A 24966-nucleotide genomic window follows, 5' to 3' on the forward strand; every position below is an offset into this window, starting at 1 on the left:
TAGAAAGAGAAGAATAAGATGATAACAGCATTGGTATGGTTAATTTTGCTAGGTTTTATAGCTTGGTTGCTTTGGAATTATTTCAGGGTTCGTCAAGCAGCTCAATTTGTTGATAATGATACTTTCAAAACTCTAATGCCTAAGGGGCAGTTAATTGACTTGCGTGATGGTGAAAGTTTTAGACGTAAACATATTTTAGGAGCAAGGAATTTTCAAGCCGCTCAGTTTAAGGACTCCCTATCGGCTCTTAGAAAAGATAAGCCAGTTTTGTTGTATGAAAATGCCCGTGGTGCTAATACTGCTCGTAGTATTTTAACTTTGAAAAAAGCAGGATTTACAGATATTTATGTTCTAAAAGATGGTTTTGACTATTGGGATGGTAAGGTAAAAGAAACTAAAATTAAATCATGAAAAAGTCCAGTCTAGTCGGCTGGCTTTTATTTTTATGAAGAGAGTAAATGGACAGGATTGAAGAAATTATCGTATTTTAATTGAGTAAAAAACGTTTACAAGAGGTTTCTAGTGCTTATTTAAGAGAATTTATGATATAATACAGGGGTTAATCTAAGAATTAAGAGGAAAACATGACAAAATTAAGAGAAGATATCCGTAACGTTGCTATTATTGCCCACGTTGACCACGGAAAAACAACCCTTGTTGATGAATTATTGAAACAATCACAAACCTTGGACGAGCGTACGACCTTGGACGAGCGTGCCATGGACTCAAATGATTTAGAAAAAGAGCGTGGGATTACTATCCTTGCTAAAAATACAGCCGTTGCCTACAATGATGTTCGTATCAATATTATGGATACCCCAGGACATGCGGACTTCGGTGGAGAAGTTGAACGTATCATGAAAATGGTAGATGGTGTTGTTTTGGTTGTGGATGCCTATGAAGGGACTATGCCACAAACTCGCTTTGTATTGAAAAAAGCCTTGGAACAGAACCTAACACCAATCGTGGTAGTCAATAAAATTGATAAACCATCAGCACGTCCTGAAGAAGTTGTTGACGAAGTGCTTGAACTCTTTATTGAATTAGGAGCAGATGATGACCAATTAGAATTCCCTGTTGTTTATGCTTCAGCGATTAACGGAACATCGTCTTTATCAGATAATCCGGCTGACCAAGAAGCGACGATGGCACCAATTTTTGATACCATCATCGATCATATTCCTGCACCAGTGGATAATTCAGATGAGCCGCTACAATTCCAAGTATCACTATTGGATTACAATGACTTTGTTGGCCGTATTGGTATCGGTCGTATCTTCCGTGGAAGTGTTAAAGTTGGTGACCAAGTTACCCTTTCAAAACTTGACGGCACAACGAAAAACTTCCGTGTAACGAAACTCTTTGGTTTCTTTGGTCTTGAACGTCGTGAAATTCAAGAAGCTAAGGCGGGTGATTTGATTGCTGTATCAGGTATGGAAGACATCTTTGTTGGTGAAACAGTGACACCGACAGATGCAGTAGAACCATTGCCGGTATTGCGTATTGATGAACCAACCCTTCAAATGACTTTCTTGGTTAATAATTCGCCATTTGCCGGTCGTGAAGGAAAATGGGTAACTTCTCGTAAGGTTGAAGAACGTCTATTGGCAGAATTGCAGACAGACGTTTCCTTACGTGTTGATCCAACGGATTCGCCAGATAAATGGACTGTTTCAGGTCGTGGTGAATTGCACTTGTCCATTTTGATTGAAACCATGCGTCGTGAAGGTTATGAATTGCAAGTTTCTCGTCCAGAAGTTATCATCAAAGAAATTGATGGGGTCAAGATGGAGCCGTTTGAGCGTGTTCAAATTGATACTCCAGAAGAATATCAAGGTGCCGTGATTCAATCCTTGTCAGAGCGTAAGGGTGACATGCTTGATATGCAAATGGTTGGTAATGGTCAAACACGTTTGATTTTCCTTGTTCCAGCGCGTGGTTTGATTGGTTACTCAACTGAGTTCTTATCAATGACACGTGGTTATGGGATTATGAACCATACCTTTGATCAATATTTACCAGTCGTTCCAGGAGAAATCGGTGGACGTCACCGTGGTGCCTTGGTCTCTATTGACGCTGGTAAAGCAACAACGTACTCAATCATGCGTATTGAAGAACGTGGTACGATTTTTGTTAATCCAGGTACAGAAGTTTACGAAGGGATGATTATCGGAGAAAACTCTCGTGATAATGACTTGACAGTTAATATTACAACAGCCAAGCAGATGACAAACGTGCGTTCGGCAACTAAAGACCAAACGTCAGTAATTAAGACCCCACGTATTTTGACTTTGGAAGAATCACTTGAATTTTTGAATGATGACGAGTATATGGAAGTGACACCTGAGTCAATTCGTTTGCGTAAGCAGATTCTTGATAAACAAGGGCGTGACAAGGCTAACAAGAAGAAAAAATCTGCTGAATAAGATTTTTTATGAAGAGGTGAGCTAATGTTTTATCTCATTATTGCCTTGATGATTTTGGGTTACTATTTTTTTGCAGCACCTAAATCAATCAAGAATACCCTAAATATCATTTTTATTGTGGGTTTGGTGGGTAGTTTTGTGGTTTTAGCTATCTTGAGTTTTACCCAGTTGAGTCAATCGCCACCAGAGATTTTTGTTGGTTTGTTAATGACTTTGGTAGGTGTTTTAGCTTTAAAAGACATGTTTGCTCTGACTACTAAATCAAATCAATCGAAGAAATGAAAGGAAGACTTGTCGGGTCTTCCTTTTTCTTTAATCTTGAAAATTCCCTTAATTAAAGGTAAAATAGATAGAAATAGAAAGATTAGAATGAGATAAAAACGATATGAAAATGATTAATCGGTTTAAAAATCAGAAAGTCTTGGTACTGGGTTTGGCTCGTTCAGGACTAGCAGCTGCTAAATTGTTACACCAATTAGGTGCTTTAGTTACGGTTAATGATGGTAAAGCTTTGGAAGAAAATCCGATGGCTAAAGAGTTATTAAGCATGGGGATGAAAGTGATTTGTGGTCATCATCCAGTTGAATTATTAGAAGAAGAATTTGCCTTGATGGTTAAAAATCCAGGGATTCCTTACAGTAATCCTATGGTTGTAGCTGCCTTGGCGAAGAGTTTGCCTATTTTTACTGAAGTTGAATTAGCCTATTTGATTTCTGAGGCGTCAATTATTGGTATTACTGGTTCAAATGGCAAAACAACAACAACAACCATGATTGCTAATGTTTTTGAGTGTGCAGGGCGTTCAGGCTTATTGGCAGGAAATATTGGCTTTCCTGCTAGCGAAGTAGCTCAAACAGCAACGGCGTCTGATGTGATGATTACAGAACTGTCTAGCTTTCAACTCATGGGTGTCAAAGAGTTTAAGCCCCATATTGCCGTGATTACTAATTTTGTTGCAAGTCACTTAGACTATCACGGTGAGTTTGACGACTATGTGGCAGCAAAGTGGAAGATTCAAGAGCAAATGTCTGAAGAAGATTTTTTGATTTTGAATGTCACACAAGGGTTGACTAAGGAATTGGCTAAAAGTAGTAATGCAATGGTTATTCCTTTTTCAGTTACTGAAAAAGTGGATGGAGCCTATCTATTTGAAAACCAACTTTACTTTAAGGATGAGTTGATTATGTCAGTGGATGAGATTGGTGTTCCTGGTCTTCATAATATAGAAAATGCCTTGGCAACTATTGCAGTGGCTAAATTATCTGGTATTGACAATCAAGCGATTAAAGAAGGTATTACTCGTTTTTCTGGCGTCAAGCATCGTTTGCAAGATTTAGGAACGGTGAAACAGGTGCGTTTTTATAATGATAGTAAATCAACCAATATTCAAGCGACTCAAAAGGCCCTCTCAGGCTTTGATAACAAGCAGGTGCTTTTAATCCTAGGTGGTTTGGATCGTGGTAATGCTTTTGATGAGCTTTTGCCAGATTTACAGGGAATTAAGCAGTTAGTTTTAATCGGCGAAGTGGCTCCACGTTTGAAAGAACTGGCAGAAAAAACAGGTCTGCCTTGGGTAATGGCTGATAATGTGGCAGAAGCTACGGAATTAGCTTTTAATTTAGCTAGTGCTGATGATGTGGTTTTGCTTAGTCCTGCTAACGCGAGTTGGGACCAATACCTCAACTTCGAAGAACGTGGAGATGAGTTTATCCAAACAGTTGAAAAAATCAAGGGAGAACAAGCATGACCAAGAAAAAAATTATTTTCACAGGTGGTGGAACAGTTGGTCATGTTACCCTGAATCTACTTCTGATTCCTAAATTTTTGTCAGATGGTTGGGAAGTGCACTACATTGGTGATAAAAATGGTGTTGAATACCAAACCATTATTCAATCGGGTCTTTCAGTAACTTTCCATGGCATTGCGACAGGGAAATTACGTCGTTATTTCAGTTGGCAGAATTTTCTAGACTTATTTAAGGTAGCCTATGGTATTTTACAATCTTTAGTCATTGTAGCTAAAATCCGACCTAACGCTCTCTTTTCAAAAGGAGGCTTTGTTTCAGTTCCCCCAGTCATTGCAGCAAAAATTTTGTCTGTTCCAGTCTTTATTCATGAGTCAGATTTGTCTATGGGTTTGGCCAATAAAATCGCTTATAAATTTGCGACAAAGATGTACACAACCTTTAAACAAGCTAATTTAGCTAAGGAAGAACATGTTGGAGCAATCACAAAAATTGATCAAGACAGTGCTGACATGACCCAAGTTGATTTTATCCGCGACCAGTTTGATGCACAATTAAAAACCATTCTGTTTGTTGGCGGTTCTGGCGGAGCCAAGGTTTTTAATGAGTTTATTAGCCAAGAACCAGAATTGATTAAGCGTTATAATGTTATCAATTTATCTGGTGATGCTAGCCTTAACCAACTCACGAAAAATCTTTACCGTGTTGATTATGTAACGGATCTTTACCAACCTTTGATGGCAATGGCTGATGTTGTGGTGACTCGTGGGGGAGCCAATACCTTATTTGAGTTGTTAGCGATGAAAAAACTTCATGTGATTGTTCCTTTGGGTAAAGAGGCTAGTCGTGGAGATCAACTGGAAAATGCTGCTTATTTTGAGAAACAAGGTTATGCGAAACAGTTACTTGAAGAAGACTTGACTTTAGAGAACTTGGAATCAGCTATTGCTGAACTTTTGACCAAGCAAGCTAGTTATCAAGAAGCTATGGCAACAACCAAAGATTTGAAATCAATAGTTGATTTTTATAACGTGTTGGAAGCAGATATTAACCAAAATTAAGGGATATTATGTCAAAAAAAAATAAACATGATCAGGCAACACCTGAGAGAGAATTAAGTGATTGGCAAAAAAGAAATATTGAGTTTTTAAAGAAGAAGCAGCAAGAAGAGCAGATGAAGGCTAAAGCAGCAAAAGGTTTATTGGCCAAAAGAAAATCTTTGATGAATCAGCCAGCTTCTGAAGAAAAGCCTGCTGGTCAATTAAAACCAAAGAAGAAAATCAAAAAAGTAAGTCAGCAAACGATCAAAAAAGAAAGAACAACCTTCATTAAGGTTGTTCCCATTATCGTGACTGCTATGTTGGTGCTATTAGCTTCTGTCTTTTATTTGACACCTTATAGCCAACAAAAAGTATTGCAAGTGATAGGGGTTGATCAAACCACGGCTCAAGACGTTAACCAAGCAAGTGGGATTAAGGAAAGTGACTATTTAACCAGTGTTTTTTTGAAAACTAAGATCTATGAAAAGGCTATCACAAAGAACAATCCGTGGGTCAAAGAGACTAAGATTAGCTATCAATTTCCTAATATTTTCAACATTAAGGTCAAGGAATATCAAATTTATGCTTACGGTTTGACAGAAGAGGGCTATCGACCGATTTTAGAAAGCGGAACACGTGTTGATACTACCGATGCTGGTGCCCTAACAGGGGAGGCCTTAATTGTTGAATTGACAGATAAGAAACAAATTAAGCAATTAGTGGCAGAGTTACTGAAAGTTGACCAGCAAATTGTTAGTCAAGTGAGAAATGTGAGTTTGACACCGAGTAAAGCGACAGCTGACTTGTTACAGTTGGAAATGTATGATGGTAATTTGGTAAGGGTTCCTTTATCAGAATTGTCCAAGAAGTTGTCTTATTATAACAAGATGATTCAGCTGACTGATGTAGGTATCATTGATATGGAAGTTGGGATTTATCGCACAACGAGTGAGCTTGAAGCACAAAGTCAAAGTCGTCAAGAAGAAAACACATCGGCTAGTGAATCAAGCATTTTTTCAGATGAAACCGAAAGTAGTGACGCAAGTGAGATGAGTTCAGAGGTGTCTGTAGAGATTGCCATATCAGAAATTGAAGAAAATCTTAGTGCAGAATAGGCCTGCCTAGAGATTTTATCGAAATAAAAAACGTAAAATGATATCATTTTACGTTTTTTATGATATAATAATCACTGAGTAATTCTATTTTTGAATAGTATAAACGAATCATAGTTTTGAAAAGATAGCGAGGTCAAGTGAATGGCTAGAAATGGCTTTTTTACAGGTTTGGATATAGGGACGAGTTCAATCAAGGTTCTAGTTGCTGAGCTTGTTCAAGGAGAGATGAATGTCATCGGTGTGAGTAATGTTACCAGTACTGGTGTTAGAGATGGTATTATTGTTGATATTGAAGCGGCAGCTAATTCGATTAAATCAGCTATTGAACAGGCAGGTGAAAAAGCAGGGATTACCATTGATAAGGTTAATGTGGCACTTCCTGCTAATCTGTTACAAATCGAGCCAACTCAAGGGATGATTCCTGTTCCAAACGAATCAAAAGAAATCAAAGATGAGGATGTGGCAAGTGTTGTTCGTTCAGCATTGACCAAGAGCATTACTCCTGAGCGTGAGGTCATCTCATTGGTACCTGAAGAATTCATCGTAGATGGTTTCCAAGGGATTCGTGACCCTCGTGGAATGATGGGTGTCCGTTTGGAGATGCGTGGCTTGATTTATACTGGTCCTAATACCATCTTACATAATCTGAGAAAAACAGTGGAGCGTGCAGGGATTCAAGTTGAGAATATTATCATCTCCCCTCTAGCGATGGCGAAATCAGTCTTAAATGAAGGGGAACGTGAGTTTGGTGCGACTGTTATTGATATGGGAGCAGGGCAAACGACAGTAGCTTCTATGCGAGCACAAGAGTTGCAATATACAAACATCTATTCTGAAGGTGGTGAGTATGTTACTAAAGATATTTCTAAGGTACTCAAAACTTCTATGCAAATTGCAGAAGCCTTGAAATTTAACTTTGGTAGTGCTGATACTAATGCAACGAGTTTGACAGAAACTGTTCCTGTAGATGTTATTGGTAGTGATGAGCCTGTTGAAATTACCGAACGTTACTTGTCAGAAATCATTTCAGCTCGTATTCGCCACATTTTAGAGCGAATCAAACAAGATTTAGAACGTGGTCGTCTTCTTGATTTGCCAGGTGGTGTTGTTTTAATCGGTGGTGGCTCAATCCTTCCTGGAATTGTTGAGTTGGCACAAGATGTTTTTAAGACAAAGGTGAAATTACACGTTCCTAATCAAGTTGGTATTCGTAATCCAATGTTTGCCAATGTTATTAGTTTGGTAGAATATGTTGGAAAAATGAGCGAAGTAGAATTATTAGCTCAAGCTGCTGTAACGGGTGAAGAATTGCTAAGACGTAAACCAACTGATGTTGGACGTCCGACGATGTCAATGACTGTTCCAGCTCCAACAATGTATCAAGAAGAAACTTTGGATACTGGTGTTCGTCCACCGCTACAAGCTCCAGAAGATTTCATTCCCCAACCGATTAAAACGAAAAAAGTTAATCCAAAGAAATCAAAAGATAAACTAGGCGATCGGGTACGTGGTGTGTTTGGAAGTTTATTTGATTAAAAGTTTGATTGAAATGAGGAAATAAAATATGGTATTTTCATTTGATGCTGCGTCTGTTCAAGGGGCAGTGATAAAGGTTATTGGTGTCGGCGGAGGCGGTGGTAATGCCATCAACCGCATGATTGAAGAAGGTGTAGCAGGTGTCGAATTTATTGCAGCCAACACAGATATTCAAGCCTTGAGTGCGTCTAAGGCAGAAACAGTCATTCAATTAGGTCCTAAATTAACAAGAGGTCTTGGGGCTGGAGGTCAGCCTGAAGTTGGTCGTAAGGCTGCTGAAGAAAGTGAAGAAGTCATTGTTGAAGCATTGACGGGTTCTGACATGGTCTTTATCACAGCTGGTATGGGTGGAGGATCTGGTACAGGAGCTGCACCAGTGATTGCTCGTATTGCCAAAAGTTTGGGCGCTTTAACAGTAGCAGTGGTGACTCGTCCGTTTGGTTTTGAAGGAAACAAACGTGGTAATTTTGCAATCGAAGGCATCGCTGAATTGCGTGAGCAAGTAGATACGCTTTTGATTATTTCTAACAATAATTTATTGGAAATTGTTGATAAAAAGACACCACTTCTAGAAGCACTTAGTGAAGCTGATAATGTGTTGCGTCAGGGTGTTCAAGGTATCACTGATTTGATTACTAATCCTGGTTTGATTAACTTGGACTTTGCAGATGTTAAAACCGTGATGGCTAATAAGGGGAATGCTCTTATGGGTATCGGTATCGGTAGTGGAGAAGAACGCATTATTGAAGCTGCACGCAAGGCGATTTATTCTCCATTGTTGGAAACAACGATTGATGGGGCTGAAGATGTCATTGTCAATGTTACAGGTGGTTTGGACATGACCTTGACAGAAGCAGAAGAAGCATCTGAAATTGTTGGTCAAGCGGCAGGTAATGGTGTTAACATTTGGTTAGGGACATCGATTGATGATAGCATGAAAGACGAAATTCGTGTCACAGTTGTTGCAACCGGTGTTGGTAAAGACCGTGTTGAAACAGTGGCTAATTTCCGTCAGCCTCGTCAATTTACTTCAGGTCCTCAAACTCAACCTCTAGAAACACAAGAACCAGTGCAAACAGGCTTTGATCGTCGCCACAATTTTGATATGACTGAAGTTCGTGAAATGCCAACTAGTTCTGTTTCTAGTAAGCAAGTAAAACCTGCAAGTGAGCAATCATCATTTGGAAACTGGGATTTAAAACGTGATCAGATTACACGTCCTACAGAAGGAGAGTTAGATAGTCAATTAACTATGTCTAGTTTCCAACAAACTACTTTTGAAGGTGACGATGAATTAGAAATACCACCATTTTTCAAAAATCGTTAAGATGAATCTTGCTAAAAATAAACAAGAAATCATGAAGCAAGTAGCTGTCTTGGTTTCTGATGAACAAAAGGCTCAACCAGTTGAAGTGATTGCAGTAACGAAATATGTAGATGTGGCAACGACACAAGTCTTGGTTAATTTGGGTGTTCAGCATCTGGGAGAAAATCGTGTTGATAAGTTTCTCGAAAAGTATCATCAAGTTAAGGGAAAATCCTTAACTTGGCATCTAATCGGAAGCCTTCAACGGCGTAAAGTAAAAGATGTTATTGATTATGTTGATTACTTTCATGCCCTAGATTCTCTTAAATTGGCACAAGAAATTCAAAAACGTGCAACTAAGCCAGTCAAGTGTTTCTTGCAAGTTAATATTTCAAGAGAAGCAAGTAAACATGGGTTCTATGTCGAAGAATTAGATGGTTTACTAGAAGAATTAGCAAAATTAGATAAGATTATTCTAGTAGGACTGATGACAATGACACCTTTTGAGGCAAGTGATGACGAAAAACAAGCGATTTTCCATCAAGCCAGATTGATTAACGAAAACTTGGCTAAAAAGAAAATCACTCAGATGCCGTTTGAGCATTTGAGTATGGGAATGAGTGGCGATTTTGCTCTGGCCATCAAAGAAGGGGCTACCTTTGTTAGAATTGGTCAATCATTTTTCAAAGAATAGGAGATAGAAATGAGACTAAAAGATTTTACAAATAATATCATTTCTTATTTTTCAACGGATGAGGTCAGTGAACTTGAAGAATTTGAGCAGGAAAGAGAAGTCGCTCCAAAATCTTATCGTCAAGAAACTCAAGAACGTCCTCGTCCTCAAGCACCGAGACCACAGATATCTCAACCACAAAGAGAGTCAGTAACAACAATGAAAACGTCAACTCAAGAGACCGTCAGAACAAGAAGTCAAAAAGCAGATTTGAGAGCTGTTCAACATCAAAGCATGGGAGAGACAGTAACAATTGCACTCAAATATCCTCGTAAGTATGAAGATGCTCGAGAGATTGTGGCTCTATTAAATAGTAATGAATGTGTCTTGATTGATTTTCAATACATGTTGGAAACTCAAGCCAGACGTTGTCTTGATTTTATTGATGGGGCAAGTGAAGTCTTGTCTGGTAATTTGCAAAAAGTAGGCTCGTCAATGTATCTACTAACACCAGCTTCAGTTGTCGTTGATGTCGAAGAAATGCAAATTCCAAATACTGCTCAAGATCAGTCCTTTGATTATGACATGAAGAGAAGATAAAACATGGTTTTGGTTATTTTAGTAAGTTTAAGACTAATTCAAGTTTATTCTTATATTCTATTTATCTACGCGATCATGTCTTGGTTTCCAGGTGCTTATGAAACGAAACTGGGACAAATAATAGTTGGTTTAGTAGAGCCACTATTAACACCCTTCAAAAAGTTTCGTTTAGTTTTTGCAGGTCTTGATTTTACAATTTTTCTAGTCATGTTCCTACTGAATCGTTTAAGTGCCTTTTTGATTAGTTTATTGTAATGACAGATAAAAGATTGATTTATCAGCATTTTCATTCGGATGAAAAAGTATTTATTGATAAGATTAGCGATTTAATCACCAAGATGGAGAATACCTATACTTATCAATTGACAGAATTTTTAGATCCAAGGCAGTTACAAATTGCACTCAGTGTTTTAGGACAGGCTCAAGTCAAACATTTTGTTTCGACACTTATGGCACCGATGGAATATGTAAGAGTGATTATTGCTCCTGATTATTACGAGTTAGCTGTCGAAGACTTTAATTTGACTTTGGTAGAGATTGATTACCCACGAAAATTTTATACGTTATCTCATCGACAAGTTTTAGGAGCCTTGCTTAATCAATTAGGTATCAGACGTTCTCTGCTCGGAGACATTTTGCTGGTTGATAAAAGAGTTCAGATTTTTTTGGACCAAGACAAAGTGATTTATTTAAGAAATCAGGTGGAAAAAATTGCTTCTGTTCCAGTTTCTTTTCGGGAAGTTTCTCTTGAAGAACGTTTGGTAGGAGAAGGAGCAAGTGACGAACAACTTATTTTAACGATTAGTTTTCGAGCGGATACCCTATTAGCTAAGGTGATAAAGGAATCTCGAACGACGATTACACGATTGATTGAGCAAGAAAAAGTGAAGTGTAATTATCATCTCCTTCAACGTGGAAGTCAAGATTTGAAACTGGGAGATTTGATTAGTATTCGTGGGTATGGTCGTTTTCAAATAAAAGAAATTTTAGGACAGACTAAACAAGGAAAATATAAGGTGATCATTCGTCAAATGATTGCTAAATAAGGAGGAATGTATGGCGCTAACAGCATTAGAAATTAAAGAAAAAACGTTTAAAGTAAAATTTCGTGGTTATAGTGAAGACGAAGTTAATGACTTTTTAGATTTGGTTACTGATGAGTATGAGGACTTGGTACGTCTTAATCGTGAACAAGCCAATAAAATTAAGTCTTTGGAAGAAAAATTAGCTTATTTTGATGATATTAAAGAGTCTTTGAGTCAGTCCGTTATTTTGGCTCAAGAAACTTCTGAAAATATCAAATCAACAGCTCAAGTAGAAGCAGATAACATTATTGCTCAAGCAAATAATTTGTTGGAAGAATCTAAATTAAAAGGCAATCAGATTATTCGTGATGCTGCTGATGAAGCAAAAGTTGTAGCGATTGAGACTGAAGATTTGAAACGTCAAAGTCGAGTCTTTCATCAACGCTTATTGGCTGCCATTGAAGCTCAACATAGTTTGATTATGTCGCCAGAATGGAGTGAACTCTTACAACCGACAGCCGTTTATTTGCAAGATTCGACATCGGCTTTTAAAGAAGTTGTAGAAAGTGTTTTAGATGAAAAAATGGTAATGAAATCCGATGAAGACTCATTGGATGCCACACGTCAATTTACACCAGATGAGATTGCAGAATTGCAGCGTCGTATGGAAGAAAGTAATAAGCAACTTGAAACCACTCAAGAGCTTAAAACACCGGTTGCGACTGAAGACGTGGTGGTAGAAGAAGTTAAGGAAAATCCTAAGCCATCTTTTGGGGAAACACAAACATTTAAATTAAATATTGCTGATTAACAAAAACAAGATAATCTTTTGATATTTCTAGCGAATAGGAGATGGTGGAAGTCCTATAATCCCTCAACTGATTATTATCATTTTGTCGCATTCTAGCTGAACATCAGAGTAAGTTAGGACGGTTTGTTGTCGTTACTCAACAAGATGAGGGATAATACATCAGTGTATTATCTGAATTAAGGTGGTACCACGAGCTTTCGTCCTTTTTGACGGAGCTCTTTTTATATGAAAAGGAGAATGATATGAAATTAAAAGAAACTTTGAATTTAGGCAAAACGGCTTTTCCAATGCGTGCAGGCCTACCAAACAAAGAACCAGAATGGCAAAAAAAATGGCAGGAAGCAGCTATTTATCAGAAACGTCAAGAATTGAACGCAGAAAAACCAACTTTCTTTTTACATGATGGCCCTCCCTATGCAAACGGCAATATCCATGTTGGTCATGCCCTCAATAAAATTTCAAAAGATATCATCACTCGTGCTAAGTCGATGATGGGTTATCGAGCTCCCTTTGTACCAGGTTGGGATACTCATGGTTTACCAATTGAGCAAGTTTTGTCTAAACAAGGTGTCAAACGCAAAGAGATGGACTTGGTTGAGTACCTTAAAATGTGTCGTGATTATGCGCTTAGTCAAGTTGATAAACAAAGAGAAGATTTTAAGCGTTTAGGTGTAGCAGCTGATTGGGAAAATCCTTATGTCACCTTGACACCAGATTTTGAGGCCGCACAAATTCGTGTCTTTGGGGCTATGGCTGACAAAGGTTATATCTATCGTGGAGCCAAGCCTGTCTATTGGTCTTGGTCATCTGAATCAGCCTTGGCTGAAGCAGAAATTGAGTATCATGATTTAGTATCGACATCGCTGTACTATGCCAACCGTGTAAAAGACGGTAAAGGTCTTCTTGATACTAATACTTATATTGTAGTTTGGACAACAACACCATTTACAGTAACGGCTTCGCGTGGGTTGACCGTTGGTCCTGAGTTTGATTATGTAGTGGTTAAATCAGCAAATGATAGTCGAAAATTCCTGGTTGCTGCTGACTTACTTAATTCTTTAGTAGAACGTTTTGCTTGGGAAGATGTGGAAGTTTTGGCTAGCTATCAAGGTAAAGAACTAGACCGTATTGTGACAGAACATCCATGGGATCAAGAAGTGGATGAATTGGTTATGAATGGTGAACATGTGACTCTTGATTCTGGTACAGGTGTTGTCCATACGGCACCAGGTTTTGGTGAGGATGACTACAATGTCGGTATCAAGTATGGCCTAGAAGTTGCTGTGACAGTTGATGAACGTGGTATGATGACAGAAAATGCTGGCCCTGGTTTTGCTGGTCAGTTCTACGATAAAATTACACCAGTTGTTATTGAAAAATTAGGAGATTTACTTTTAGCACAAGAAGAAATTTCTCACTCTTATCCATTTGACTGGCGAACTAAAAAGCCAATCATTTGGCGTGCGGTACCACAATGGTTTGCTTCTGTTTCTCAGTTCCGCCAAGATATTTTATCAGAGATTGACAAGGTTAATTTCTATCCAGCTTGGGGTAAAACGCGTCTTTATAACATGATTCGTGACCGTGGTGACTGGGTCATTTCCCGTCAGCGTAACTGGGGTGTACCTTTACCAATCTTTTATGCTGAAGATGGTACGGCAATCATGACCAAGGAAGTAACAGACCATGTGGCTAATCTTTTTGAAGAACATGGTTCAATTATTTGGTGGGAACGTGAGGCTAAGGAACTTTTACCAGAAGGATTTAGTCACCCTGGTTCACCAAACGGTCAATTTACCAAAGAAACAGATATTATGGACGTCTGGTTTGATTCTGGTTCATCATGGAATGGCGTGATGAATACGCGTTCAAATTTGGGATATCCAGCAGATCTTTATCTTGAAGGAAGTGACCAGTACCGTGGTTGGTTTAACTCGTCTTTGATTACTTCTGTTGCGGTTAATGGTCATGCCCCATATAAATCAATTCTTTCTCAAGGTTTTGTTCTTGACGGTAAAGGCGAAAAAATGTCTAAGTCGAAAGGCAATATCATTTCACCAAATGATGTGGCCAAGCAATATGGAGCAGAGATTCTTCGTCTTTGGGTAACTTCAGTCGATACCGATAATGATGTTCGTGTGTCAATGGATATCCTAGCTCAAGTATCTGAAACTTATCGTAAAATCCGTAATACCTTACGTTTCCTTCTAGCAAATACTGCTGATTTTAATCCAGAAACAGATAGAGTAGCCTATCAAGATTTACGTTCAGTGGATCAATACATGACGATCAAATTTAATAAATTAGTGGCAAGTATCATCGCAGCTTATGAATCTTATGATTTTATAGCTATCTATAAAGCAGTTGTTAATTTTGTTACAGTTGACTTGTCAGCCTTCTATTTGGATTTTGCCAAGGATGTCGTTTACATTGAGGCAGTGGATAGCCTAGCTCGTCGCCAAATGCAAACCGTCTTTTATGATATTTTGGTTAAAATCACAAAACTTTTGACACCAATCATGCCTCATACGGCAGAAGAAATCTGGTCATATCTGGAACATGAAACAGCAGAATTTGTTCAGTTGACTGAAATGCCAGAAGTGGAAACATTTGACAACCAAGACGAGATTTTAGAGAAATGGGAAGCCTTCTTAGTTTTCCGTACCAAAACTCAAAAAGCTTTGGAAGAAGCAAGGAATGCTAAAGTTATCGGAAAATCATTAGAAGCTCATTTGACGGTTTATGCGGATGAAACTGTAAAAAACCTTTTGACATCTCTCGAATCAGATATTGCTCAATTGTTGATTGTGTCACAATTAACTCTTAGTGATCAATCAGCACCAGTAGATGCTGTTGTCGTTGATAATGTTAGCTTTAATGTAGAAGCGGCAAGTGGTCAAGTGTGTGAGCGTTGTCGTCGAGTTGACGAGTCAACACAAGAGCGTTCTTACCAAGTCAACATTTGTGCTCATTGTGCTGAGATTGTAGAAACACATTTTGTTGATGCAGTGGCTCAGGGATTTGAAAAATAAAAGAATGACCAAAAGGTCATTCTTTTTTATTAGGCAGATAATAGCAAACCAAGAACCAGTTAACTGATTCTTGGTTATTTGATTGGGATTGAAATTTCAATCAGATTAGGAGTGTGCAAGGTTTGTAATTGATCAAAAAGAGCGAGAGTTGAGTCAATTTTACGTTTCATGAAAAATTCACGAATGGCCACAATTTCTTCATCCTTGATGGCCCGATGTTTATTAGAAATTAACAACTCATAATGCTTGGGAGCTTTGGTAAAAACCACGTCTGTATTACCAGCTGAATAGACTTCAACTAATTCAGCATCAGTATTGGTGAGTTGGCTTTTAACCAAAGCGGAATGGCTACTTGTGGTATTGATTAGTCGCATAAATTAATCTCCGAATGATTTTGATAGTTTTATTATAGCATATTTTTGTGAATAAGTTAACATATTAGTGATTTTTTTGCCATTCTTTAACCCCCCATTGATGACTACCACGTTTGAGTTTGTTAATCGCTTCGTCAACAGGAAACCAAGCTAGTTGATTAAAGTCTTCTAGGGGAGATTGTGTCACTTGGAAATGGGTCACTTGATAAAGATAGGCTGGATTGTAGTAGTGTTTGTCACGGTGACTAGAATAAAAGTATTCGTCAGCTTGGCCATAGTATTGTCCAAATTCAGCTGTAAAACCTAATTCTTCAATCAATTCACGACGCAGAGCAGTCAGATGCTCTTCACCAGCTTCAATCTCTCCCCCTGGTAAAAACCAAGAACCGTTAGGGGCTTGAACAAGGATAATTTGATCATTTGTCTTATTAGGAATGATAGCATAAACACCATGTCGTGTGGTATAGTCTGTGTTTTCTTTTTTTATACCAAAGGTTGGTCTTGTGGTCATTACATTTCTCCTTTTCCTTTTATTATAACCTGTCAACGTTAAAAAATCTAGTCTAAATGACTAGATTTTTCAGTTTAATCAGTTATTTCGGAAGATTCAGTAACTTTTGTGCTATCTGCTTTTTTAGCTGATTTAATCATGATTTGACCATTGCTTGTCATCACAGCCTTGAGTTGTTTTTCGTTTGGATTTTCAAGATAGAAGTCAGTTAGTGCGTCTTCAATATAATCTTGAATGGTTCGGCGAAGTGGGCGAGCTCCCATTTTCGGATCATAGCCTAAGTCAACCAATTTTTCTTTAACCTTGTTGGTTACTTCAAGTTCAATGCCGTTATTGGCTAGGCGTTGACGAACAGTGGCAAGCATAAGGTCAACGATGGTGAGTAGGTTATCCTTGCTAAGTGCCTGAAACTCAATAATCCCATCAAAGCGATTCATAAATTCAGGACTGAAGAAATCACCTAATTGGTTGAGGACTGAATGAGTTCGTCCTTCACGGCTAGCACCAAAACCAACTGAGGCTTCTACTTTACCTGTGCCGGCATTAGAAGTCATGATGATAATGGTATCTTTAAAACTGACGGTACGCCCTTGCCCATCAGTTAGGCGACCATCATCTAAAACTTGAAGAAACATATGCATCACATCAGGGTGAGCCTTTTCCACTTCGTCAAGTAAAATGAGAGAATAAGGATTGCGACGGACTTTTTCTGTCAGTTGTCCAGCCTCATCATAGCCCACATAGCCTGGAGGGGCACCGACTAATTTAGCAACAGCATGTTTTTCCATGTATTCGCTCATGTCAAAACGAATCATGCTATCAGCCGAACCAAAGAGTTCAATGGCTAGTTGTTTAGAGAGTTCAGTTTTACCGACACCAGTTGGGCCGACAAACAAGAAACTACCAATTGGACGATTAGGGCTACCAAGGCCGACACGATTACGACGAATGGCTTTGGCAATCTTATCGACAGCTTCATCTTGACCGATGACCTGTTTTTTCAAATCATCAGCGAGATTGAGCAGTTGAGATTGTTCTTTTTCTTTCAAGTCCCCAACAGGAATATTGGTTTTTTGTTCAACAATCGCTTCAATATGCTTTTCAGTGATGATTGGCATATCTTGGTCATCAATTTTTTGTTCCTGCATTTCCTTATATTTGGCAATCTGATCTCTAAAGTAAGCCGCTTTTTCATAATCTTCATCACGAGTGGCTTGTGCTTTGAGATTTTCTGCCTCAATTAAACGCTTGTCTAATTCTTTTGGATCAACAAAATTAAGGGTAAGGTTCATTTTTGAGCCAGCTTCGTCTAGCAAATCAATTGCCTTATCTGGTAGGAAACGATCTTGGATATAGCGATTAGAAAGTCGAGCAGCCGCTTCAATGGCTTCATCTGTGTATTTGACATGATGATAGTCTTGATACTTAGGTTGGATACCACGAAGAATGGTAATGGTTTCTTCAACACTTGGTTCATCGACCTTGACTGGCTGCATACGGCGTTCAAGGGCGGCGTCTTTTTCAATGATACGATATTCGTTAAGAGTGGTAGCACCTACTAATTGTAACTCCCCACGAGCAAGAGCGGGCTTAAGAATGTTTCCGGCATCCATATTGCCATCGCCTGCAGAGCCAGCTCCGACAATTTCATGAATTTCATCAATGAAAAGAATGACATCTTGTCGCTGACGAATCTCATCCATGAGTTTTTGCATGCGTTCTTCAAATTGGCCACGAATGCCTGTTCCTTGAACAAGACTAACCACATCCAGACGGATAACTTGTTTTCCTTGAAGTTTTTGAGGGACATTGCCATCAACGATTTTTTGGGCCAAACCTTCTACAACGGCAGTTTTACCAACACCAGGCTCACCGATAAGAACAGGGTTATTCTTGGTTCTGCGATTTAGAATCTCAATAACACGAACGATTTCTTGGTCACGTCCAATAACAGGGTCGATATTTCCTTGTTTGGCTAGGTCAGTCACATTGATACCAAATTCGTCCAAGAGTCCTTTTGGCTGTTGTGGGGCTTGTTGCTTGTTGTTACGGTTGTTTCCACCGTTTCCAGAACGTCCCCCACCAGCTTGAGTTTTAGGTGCATTTGGTAAATCTTGATTGAAAGCACGGAAATTATTTAAATCACCAAAAAAATCATCAAAGAAAGGATTGAGTGAATTGCTACTCATTCCTTGCTGACTTGGTTGACTTTTCATGATTTGGTAGCAATTTTGGCAAAGGTCAATTTGTTGTTGTTTTCCATTTACACTCGTATAGAGATGAATACTTGCTTCATTTAGATTACAATTTTTACATAGCATAATCAGTACCTCTTTTCAATAGAAGTTGGTTTCAAAAGCCTGAATCTTTATTGGTCAAAAAAGGTCAAACTTTTATAGTTTTATTATACAACAATTAAGTAAATAAGCAAGTAAAAAGATTATTCCTTACCGATAGGTTAGTTATTTTTAGCTAAGATAAGGAAAAAACGCCTGTTTTTTTGCGTCTTTATTGATTTTTGTGATAAAATAGAGAAGTAGTATTTAGAAAATAGGAGAAAACCATGGAATCACATTTGGTAAGAATTATCAATCGCTTGGAATTGATGGCGACTGATGGTGGTAATTTAAAACGTAATTTTGAACGTGAAGGTGTAGTGGTTGCTGAAGTATCATTTAATCATGATCCAGAAACAGGAGCAGTATTTACCCTGCGTGATGTTGCAGCGCGTGAGACCTATACCTTTGATAGCATTGATTTGATTGCAATGGAAATTTATGACTTACTTTATTAAGCACGCACAAAAACACCGTTAGGTGTTTTTTGTTAGAAGGAGATGGAAATGGCAAGATTGATAGATGGTAAGGCGGTTGCTCAGCAGATGCAAGCAGAATTGGCTGAAAAAGTCGCTACATTAAAATCAGAAACAGGAATTGTTCCTAAACTGGTAGTAATTTTGGTTGGTGATGATCCTGCCAGTCAACTTTATGTGGGCAATAAAGAAAGAGCTGCTCTGAAAGCAGGTTTTGAGAGTGAGATTGTTCGTGTTCCAGAAACTATTAGTCAAAGTGACCTTTTGGACTTGATTGAGAACTATAATCAAGATAGGACTTGCCATGGGATTTTGGTACAACTACCCTTACCAAATCATATCAATGATCAAGACGTGTTGTTGGCAATATCGCCAGACAAGGACGTTGATGGCTTTCATCCTATGAATATGGGGCAACTCTGGTCAGGACATGGGAGTTTAATACCTTGTACACCAGCAGGCATTATCAAGTTATTGGATACTTACAAGGTCGAACTTGAAGGCAAACAAGCCTTAGTGATTGGCCGTAGTAATATCGTCGGTAAGCCTATGGCTCAACTGTTGTTAGATCGAAATGCAACGGTGACCATTGCGCATTCACGAACTAAAAATTTAGCAGAATTGGCAAGACAAGCTGATATTTTAATTGTGGCTATTGGCCGTGGTCGCTTTGTTACAAAAGAATTTGTTAAAGAAGGGGCAGTCGTGATTGATGTTGGCATGAATCGTCTAGCTGATGGCCGTTTTGTTGGAGATGTCAAGTTTGATGAGGTTAGTGAAGTGGCTAGTCTAATTACCCCAGTTCCAGGGGGAGTGGGACCTATGACCATTACTATGCTTTTGGAGCAGACCTATCAGATTGCAAAAAATAAGGGGCTTAGCTAATAGAGCTAAAAATTGCTGAGAGAGTTGAATCAACAAGTGCCTTTTGGCACTTTTTTTGTTATACTGGTATAGATTATAAAAGTCGTAGGAGTTGTCATGGCAGATTATTTATCAGTGTCATCTTTGACCAAATACTTAAAACTGAAATTTGACCGTGACCCCTATCTAGATCGGGTTTATCTAACTGGTCAAGTATCCAATTTTCGTCAACGTCCCAATCATCAATATTTTTCGCTTAAAGATGATAAGGCAGTCATTCAAGCAACCATGTGGTCTGGTATTTATCGAAATTTGGGATTTGAGTTAGAAGAAGGCATGCAAATCAATATCATCGGAAGAGTTCAGCTTTATGAACCATCTGGTTCGTATTCCATTATTGTTGAAAAGGCAGAGCCAGATGGTATGGGAGCTTTGGCTCTTCAATTTGAGCAGTTGAAAAAAAAGCTTACAGTTGTGGGGTACTTTGATAATAAGCATAAACAAGTCCTTCCTCGTTTTGTCAAAAGAGTAGGTGTCATCACAAGTCCTAGTGGGGCAGTTATCAAGGATATTATCACGACCATTTCTCGCCGTTTTGCCGGAGTAGAGGTTTTACTTTTTCCAACTAAGGTGCAAGGACAAGGGGCAGCGAAAGAAGTTGCAAACAACATTGCCTTGGCTAATCAAATAACTGACTTAGATCTCTTGATTGTTGGTCGTGGTGGTGGATCAATTGAAGACCTCTGGGCTTTCAATGAAGAAATTGTGGTTCAGGCTATTTTTGAATCTCGCTTGCCAATTATTTCTAGTGTGGGTCATGAAACAGATGTGACCTTGGCTGATTTTGTCTCAGATCAACGAGCAGCCACACCGACAGCTGCGGCTGAATTAGCTACACCAGTTACTAAGACAGATTTGCTTACAGGTTTGTTGGATTGGGAAAAACGCCTATATCAAGCCATGCAAGTTCTGTTAGAACAAGCTAATCAGCGTTTGCAGAGCTCGAGTCAATCTCTTGTTTTTCGTCAGCCTCAAAGATTGTATGATGGTTACTTACAGAAAGTGGATTATTTGACGACTCGATTGTCTGAGAAAATGGATCAGACTTTACAAATCAAGCAGCAGATTTATCAACAACTCAATCAATCTTTGACTTTTTTAGGGTTACCAGCTAAACTAGCCAGTCAAAAAGATAAGGTGACCCAATTAGAGCGTCTATTGAAAAGTAATATGGCCAATCAGTACGATAGACAGGTGGCACGCTTTGATAAAGCCCAAGATGCACTCCTGTCGTTAGATACTCAAAAAATTATTGAGCGAGGCTATGCCCTTGTCCAAAAAAATCAAGATCTTATTGATTCAGTTACCCCTATAAAAGTAGGTGACGCATTGACCATCGTGATGCGAGATGGTGATTTAGAAGTGGAGGTAAAAAATGTCAACGCAAAAAACATTTGAAGAAGACTTACAAGAATTAGAAAGTATTGTTGCCAAGTTAGAAAATGGAGATGTGCCTTTGGAAACTGCCTTGGCTGAATTTCAAAAGGGGATGAGCCTATCAAAACGTCTTCAAACAACCCTACAAGAAGCAGAAAAAACCTTGGTTAAGGTCATGCAAGCAGATGGCAGTCAGGTGGAGATGGACTAGATGGAGATGGTAAAAATTGATCAAGCTATGCTGGATTTCTATGCTCAAGCAAATGTGTCTGAGCATTTAGTAGAAGCCATCGGCTATTCGATTAAGGCAGGTGGCAAGCGAATTCGTCCCTTGCTTTGTTTGCAGGTTTTGGAAGGTTTTGGACTTGAGTTGACAAAAAGCCATTATCAAGTGGCAGTCAGTGTTGAGTTGATTCATACAGGTAGTTTGATTCATGATGACTTACCAGCTATGGATAATGATGATTTTCGTCGAGGTATGCCGACCAATCACAAACAGTTTGGTGAAGCCATGGCGATTTTAGCAGGAGATGCCCTCTTTTTAGATCCCTTTGCCCTATTGGCAGAAACTGATTTACCAGAAAAGGTTCGTTTAACTTTGATTAGTGAGTTGTCACGGGCTTCAGGTAGTTTTGGGATGGTGGCAGGTCAAGCCTTAGACATGCTTGGCGAAGGCAAAAGACCTGATTTGGAAGACTTGCGAAAAATTCATGCCAACAAGACAGGGCAACTTTTAACTTTTCCTTTTGTTGCCGCTGGTTTAATGGCTCAACAATCAGCAGAAGTTTTGGATAAGTTAAGACAGGTTGGTCAGTTGGTTGGATTAGCCTTTCAAGTAAGAGATGATATCCTTGATGTGACAGCTGATTTTGACACCTTAGGTAAGACACCGAAAAAAGACTTGTTGGCAGATAAATCAACCTATCCTAGTCTGTTAGGTCTTGAAAACTCTAAAAAAATCTTAAATGAGAGTTTGGATAGGGTGCAAGAGATTTTTGCAGAATTAAGGCAAGAACAAGGTTTTCAAGCAGATGATATCTTAAACACGATAGAAAGGTTACGATGGCATGGCTAAGGAGCGTGTAGATGTATTAGCCTATAAACAGGGCTTATTTGATACGAGAGAGCAGGCCAAGCGTGGTGTCATGGCAGGCTTGGTTGTTGCTACCGTCAATGGTCAGCGTTTTGATAAACCTGGTGAAAAAATTGATGAAAATACCGAATTAAAATTAAAGGGTGAAAAATTAAAATACGTCAGTCGTGGTGGGTTAAAGTTAGAGAAAGCCCTAGATGTTTTTGGCTTGTCTGTTGCTGACTTGACCACTTTAGACATAGGTGCCTCAACAGGTGGTTTTACCGATGTCATGCTGCAAAATGCTGCTAAATTAGTCTATGCGGTTGATGTCGGAACCAATCAGTTGGTCTGGAAATTACGTCAAGACCCACGAGTGATTAGTATGGAGCAGTATAATTTTCGCTATGCCCAGTTAACTGATTTTGTTGAAGGACAACCGAGTTTTGCTTCTATTGATGTCAGTTTTATCTCGCTAGCCTTGATTTTACCTACTTTACATGAGATTTTAGCTGATGATGGTCAAGTCGTTGCTTTGGTTAAGCCTCAATTTGAAGCAGGTCGAGAGCAGATTGGTAAAAATGGCATTGTCAAAGATCCTGCTATCCATGAACGTGTTTTACAAGAAGTGACTGAATTGGCAGTGGCGACGGGCTTTTCAGCCTGTCAGTTGGATTTTTCTCCTATTCAAGGTGGGCATGGTAATATTGAGTTTCTTCTACATTTAGAAAAGTCAGATTTGCCAACAAATCAAGTAGCTAGTCAAATAGAGGATGTGGTAGCAACAGCTCATGCCCAATTTAAGCAAGCCGAAGAGGATAAGTAGATGTTATTAAGCATTTCGATTAAAAATTTTGCGATTATCGAAGAAATTTCCCTAAACTTTGATAATGGCATGACGGTACTGACAGGGGAAACCGGTGCTGGCAAATCAATCATCATTGATGCCATGAATATGATGCTAGGAGCAAGGGCTAGCACAGAAGTCATTCGTAATGGGGCGACTAAGGCGGAAATTCAGGGATTTTTCTCTTTGGATAAAAATCCTGCCCTAAGCCAACTCTTAGCGGATAATGGAATTGAGTTGAGTGATGAATTGATTATTCGCCGAGAGATTTTTGCCAATGGTCGCAGTGTTAGTCGTGTCAATGGGCAAATGGTTAATTTGACGACATTAAAAGCTATTGGTCAGTTTTTAGTAGATATTCATGGTCAACATGACCAAGAAGAGTTGATGAAGCCACAATTGCACATTGCTCTCCTAGATAGTTTTGACAATCAAGAGTTTGTTGAGACCAAGAAACATTACCAAGAACTGTTTGATCAGTACCGTCGTTTACGTAAGCGTGTCCTCGATAAACAAAAAAACGAAGCAGAGCATAAGGCTAGAATTGAAATGTTGGAATTTCAGTTGGCTGAGATTGAAACGGCAGATTTACAAACTGGTGAAGATGATAAATTAGAGCAAGAACGTGAAAAATTACTAAATCATAAACAAATTGCAGACACTTTAACTAGTGCTTATCAACTCTTAGATGATGAAGAGTTTTCTAGCCTAGCTAATATCCGTTCTGCTATGAATGATTTGATGAGTTTGGAAGATTATGATACGGCTTATAAGGACATGTCTAGCCATTTGAGTGAAGCCTATTATGTTTTGGAAGATGTCAGTAAACGTTTGTCAGATACACTTGATCATTTAGAATTTGATGCTGAAAGACTAATGACCATTGAAACTAGACTTGACGTCATTAACAGCATTACTCGTAAATATGGTGGGAGTGTTGACGATGTTTTGACTTATTTTAGCAGTATTTCTAAGGAATATAATCATCTGACAGGTAATGATTTAGGAACGGATGACTTGGAAGGTCAGTTGAAAAGTCTTGAGAAAGAATTGGTCGCAGCGGCTAGTCAACTAAGCCAAGAACGCCACAAGATAGCTGAAGATCTAGCTCTTGACATTAAGCAAGAACTGGCAGATTTGTATATGGAAAAGGCCGATTTCAAGGTTAATTTTAGCAAAGGTAAATTCAATCGTGACGGTCATGAACAAGTAGAATTTTACATTTCAACTAATCCTGGAGAAGGTTTTAAACCCTTGGTCAAGGTAGCTTCTGGAGGAGAGTTATCTCGCTTGATGTTGGCCCTTAAATCAGCGTTTTCTCGTAAGGAAGATAAGACCAGTATTGTTTTTGACGAAGTTGACACGGGTGTGTCAGGACGAGTTGCCCAAGCTATCGCTCAAAAGATTTATAAAATTGGTCAACATGGGCAGGTGCTAGCGATTTCTCATCTACCACAAGTGATTGCTATTGCGGATTATCAATTCTTTATTGAAAAAAGAAGTAGTGAGGCCTCAACTGTTTCAGTGGTTCGTCTTTTAGAAACGGAAGAACGTGTCGAAGAAATTGCCAAGATGTTGGCAGGGCAAAATGTTACAGACGCTGCTAGGATTCAAGCCAGAGAATTATTAAAAAAATAAAAGTTAGAGAATTTTTCTCTAACTTTTATTTTTGAATTAAGGCCATTGCTTGCAACAGTTTTAGCAATATTTGACTTGATAATTAAATTCTTGAAGAGAAATT

24 protein-coding genes and 1 pseudogene are annotated in these 24966 nt (G+C 38.8%); 22 read left to right on the forward strand and 3 right to left on the reverse strand.

Annotated elements, in window-relative coordinates:
* Nucleotides 1-18 precede the first annotated feature (18 nt).
* From FRX54_RS01255 to ileS, 15 genes and pseudogenes are all read left to right on the forward strand, one after another.
* Complete coding sequence (locus FRX54_RS01255) at nt 19-411, forward strand: rhodanese-like domain-containing protein (protein WP_146460149.1); 393 nt, start codon at nt 19-21, stop codon at nt 409-411.
* A gap of 173 nt (nt 412-584) precedes the next feature.
* Nucleotides 585-2426 carry a translational GTPase TypA gene (gene typA, locus FRX54_RS01260; RefSeq protein ID WP_146460152.1) on the forward strand — a complete coding sequence of 614 codons (1842 nt, stop codon included), beginning with the start codon at nt 585-587 and terminating at the stop codon, nt 2424-2426.
* 24 nt (nt 2427-2450) lie between these two features.
* Complete coding sequence (locus FRX54_RS01265; protein WP_146460155.1) at nt 2451-2708, forward strand: DUF3165 family protein; 258 nt, start codon at nt 2451-2453, stop codon at nt 2706-2708.
* 103 nt (nt 2709-2811) lie between these two features.
* Nucleotides 2812-4173 carry a UDP-N-acetylmuramoyl-L-alanine--D-glutamate ligase gene (gene murD, locus FRX54_RS01270; protein ID WP_146460158.1) on the forward strand — a complete coding sequence of 454 codons (1362 nt, stop codon included), beginning with the start codon at nt 2812-2814 and terminating at the stop codon, nt 4171-4173.
* On the forward strand, nt 4170-5231 hold the full coding sequence (locus tag FRX54_RS01275) for a UDP-N-acetylglucosamine--N-acetylmuramyl-(pentapeptide) pyrophosphoryl-undecaprenol N-acetylglucosamine transferase (protein WP_146460162.1): 1062 nt from the start codon (nt 4170-4172) through the stop codon (nt 5229-5231). Before murD ends, FRX54_RS01275 begins: the two co-directional genes overlap by 4 nt.
* Before the next feature lie 8 nt (nt 5232-5239).
* Nucleotides 5240-6325, forward strand: coding sequence for a cell division protein FtsQ/DivIB (locus tag FRX54_RS01280; protein WP_146460164.1), 1086 nt, complete (start codon nt 5240-5242; stop codon nt 6323-6325).
* 141 nt (nt 6326-6466) lie between these two features.
* A pseudogene (gene ftsA, locus FRX54_RS01285) lies at nt 6467-7658 on the forward strand (cell division protein FtsA); the annotation flags it as partial.
* Nucleotides 7634-7861: a cell division protein FtsA C-terminal domain-containing protein gene (locus FRX54_RS06450; RefSeq protein ID WP_398586672.1), complete on the forward strand. Its 228-nt coding sequence runs from the start codon at nt 7634-7636 to the stop codon at nt 7859-7861. The pseudogene ftsA and the gene FRX54_RS06450, both read left to right, overlap by 25 nt.
* Before the next feature lie 28 nt (nt 7862-7889).
* Nucleotides 7890-9188 carry a cell division protein FtsZ gene (gene ftsZ, locus FRX54_RS01290; protein WP_146460170.1) on the forward strand — a complete coding sequence of 433 codons (1299 nt, stop codon included), beginning with the start codon at nt 7890-7892 and terminating at the stop codon, nt 9186-9188.
* Between the two features lies 1 nt (nt 9189).
* Entirely contained in the window at nt 9190-9861 is a 672-nt protein-coding gene (locus FRX54_RS01295) for a YggS family pyridoxal phosphate-dependent enzyme (protein WP_146460173.1), read from the forward strand.
* A 9-nt stretch (nt 9862-9870) separates the two neighbouring features.
* Entirely contained in the window at nt 9871-10440 is a 570-nt protein-coding gene (locus FRX54_RS01300) for a cell division protein SepF (RefSeq protein ID WP_146460176.1), read from the forward strand.
* Between the two features lie 3 nt (nt 10441-10443).
* Entirely contained in the window at nt 10444-10695 is a 252-nt protein-coding gene (locus FRX54_RS01305) for a YggT family protein (RefSeq protein WP_146460178.1), read from the forward strand.
* A complete protein-coding gene (locus FRX54_RS01310; RefSeq protein ID WP_146460180.1) occupies nt 10695-11486 on the forward strand; it encodes an RNA-binding protein in 792 nt (263 codons plus the stop codon). Before FRX54_RS01305 ends, FRX54_RS01310 begins: the two co-directional genes overlap by 1 nt.
* Nucleotides 11487-11496: 10 nt before the next feature.
* The gene (locus tag FRX54_RS01315) at nt 11497-12276 is read left to right on the forward strand and encodes a DivIVA domain-containing protein (protein ID WP_146460182.1); all 780 of its coding nucleotides are present in this window, start codon (nt 11497-11499) and stop codon (nt 12274-12276) included.
* Between the two features lie 242 nt (nt 12277-12518).
* Entirely contained in the window at nt 12519-15308 is a 2790-nt protein-coding gene (gene ileS / locus FRX54_RS01320; RefSeq protein ID WP_146460184.1) for an isoleucine--tRNA ligase, read from the forward strand.
* A gap of 74 nt (nt 15309-15382) precedes the next feature.
* Here the strand turns inward: ileS and FRX54_RS01325 are convergent, their stop codons facing one another.
* The 3 genes from FRX54_RS01325 to FRX54_RS01335 form a co-directional block, all read right to left on the reverse strand.
* On the reverse strand, nt 15383-15682 hold the full coding sequence (locus FRX54_RS01325; RefSeq protein WP_146460187.1) for a DUF1827 family protein: 300 nt from the start codon (nt 15680-15682) through the stop codon (nt 15383-15385).
* A gap of 64 nt (nt 15683-15746) precedes the next feature.
* Nucleotides 15747-16193, reverse strand: a complete 447-nt coding sequence (locus tag FRX54_RS01330) for an NUDIX hydrolase (RefSeq protein ID WP_146460192.1) — start codon at nt 16191-16193, stop codon at nt 15747-15749.
* 74 nt (nt 16194-16267) lie between these two features.
* Nucleotides 16268-18514 (reverse strand): ATP-dependent Clp protease ATP-binding subunit, encoded by a 2247-nt coding sequence (locus FRX54_RS01335; protein WP_146460194.1) that lies wholly within the window; start codon nt 18512-18514, stop codon nt 16268-16270.
* Nucleotides 18515-18756: 242 nt separating this feature from the next.
* Between FRX54_RS01335 and FRX54_RS01340 the strand changes: the two genes are divergently transcribed.
* The 7 genes from FRX54_RS01340 (at nt 18757) to recN (ending at nt 24863) form a co-directional block, all read left to right on the forward strand.
* Nucleotides 18757-18987 carry a YkuJ family protein gene (locus FRX54_RS01340; RefSeq protein WP_146460196.1) on the forward strand — a complete coding sequence of 77 codons (231 nt, stop codon included), beginning with the start codon at nt 18757-18759 and terminating at the stop codon, nt 18985-18987.
* A 48-nt stretch (nt 18988-19035) separates the two neighbouring features.
* A complete protein-coding gene (locus FRX54_RS01345) occupies nt 19036-19890 on the forward strand; it encodes a bifunctional methylenetetrahydrofolate dehydrogenase/methenyltetrahydrofolate cyclohydrolase (RefSeq protein WP_146460197.1) in 855 nt (284 codons plus the stop codon).
* Between the two features lie 96 nt (nt 19891-19986).
* A complete protein-coding gene (gene xseA, locus FRX54_RS01350; RefSeq protein WP_146460199.1) occupies nt 19987-21327 on the forward strand; it encodes an exodeoxyribonuclease VII large subunit in 1341 nt (446 codons plus the stop codon).
* Entirely contained in the window at nt 21305-21517 is a 213-nt protein-coding gene (locus tag FRX54_RS01355; protein ID WP_146460202.1) for an exodeoxyribonuclease VII small subunit, read from the forward strand. The genes xseA and FRX54_RS01355 overlap by 23 nt, the downstream gene beginning before the upstream one ends.
* Nucleotides 21518-22381, forward strand: a complete 864-nt coding sequence (locus FRX54_RS01360; RefSeq protein ID WP_146460204.1) for a polyprenyl synthetase family protein — start codon at nt 21518-21520, stop codon at nt 22379-22381.
* Nucleotides 22374-23204 carry a TlyA family RNA methyltransferase gene (locus tag FRX54_RS01365; RefSeq protein WP_146460207.1) on the forward strand — a complete coding sequence of 277 codons (831 nt, stop codon included), beginning with the start codon at nt 22374-22376 and terminating at the stop codon, nt 23202-23204. The genes FRX54_RS01360 and FRX54_RS01365 overlap by 8 nt, the downstream gene beginning before the upstream one ends.
* Complete coding sequence (recN, locus tag FRX54_RS01370) at nt 23205-24863, forward strand: DNA repair protein RecN (RefSeq protein ID WP_146460209.1); 1659 nt, start codon at nt 23205-23207, stop codon at nt 24861-24863.
* The last annotated feature ends 103 nt before the right edge of the window (nt 24864-24966 follow it).

This window comes from Streptococcus sp. sy004, assembly GCF_007859205.1.
Taxonomy (GTDB): Bacteria; Bacillota; Bacilli; order Lactobacillales; family Streptococcaceae; genus Streptococcus.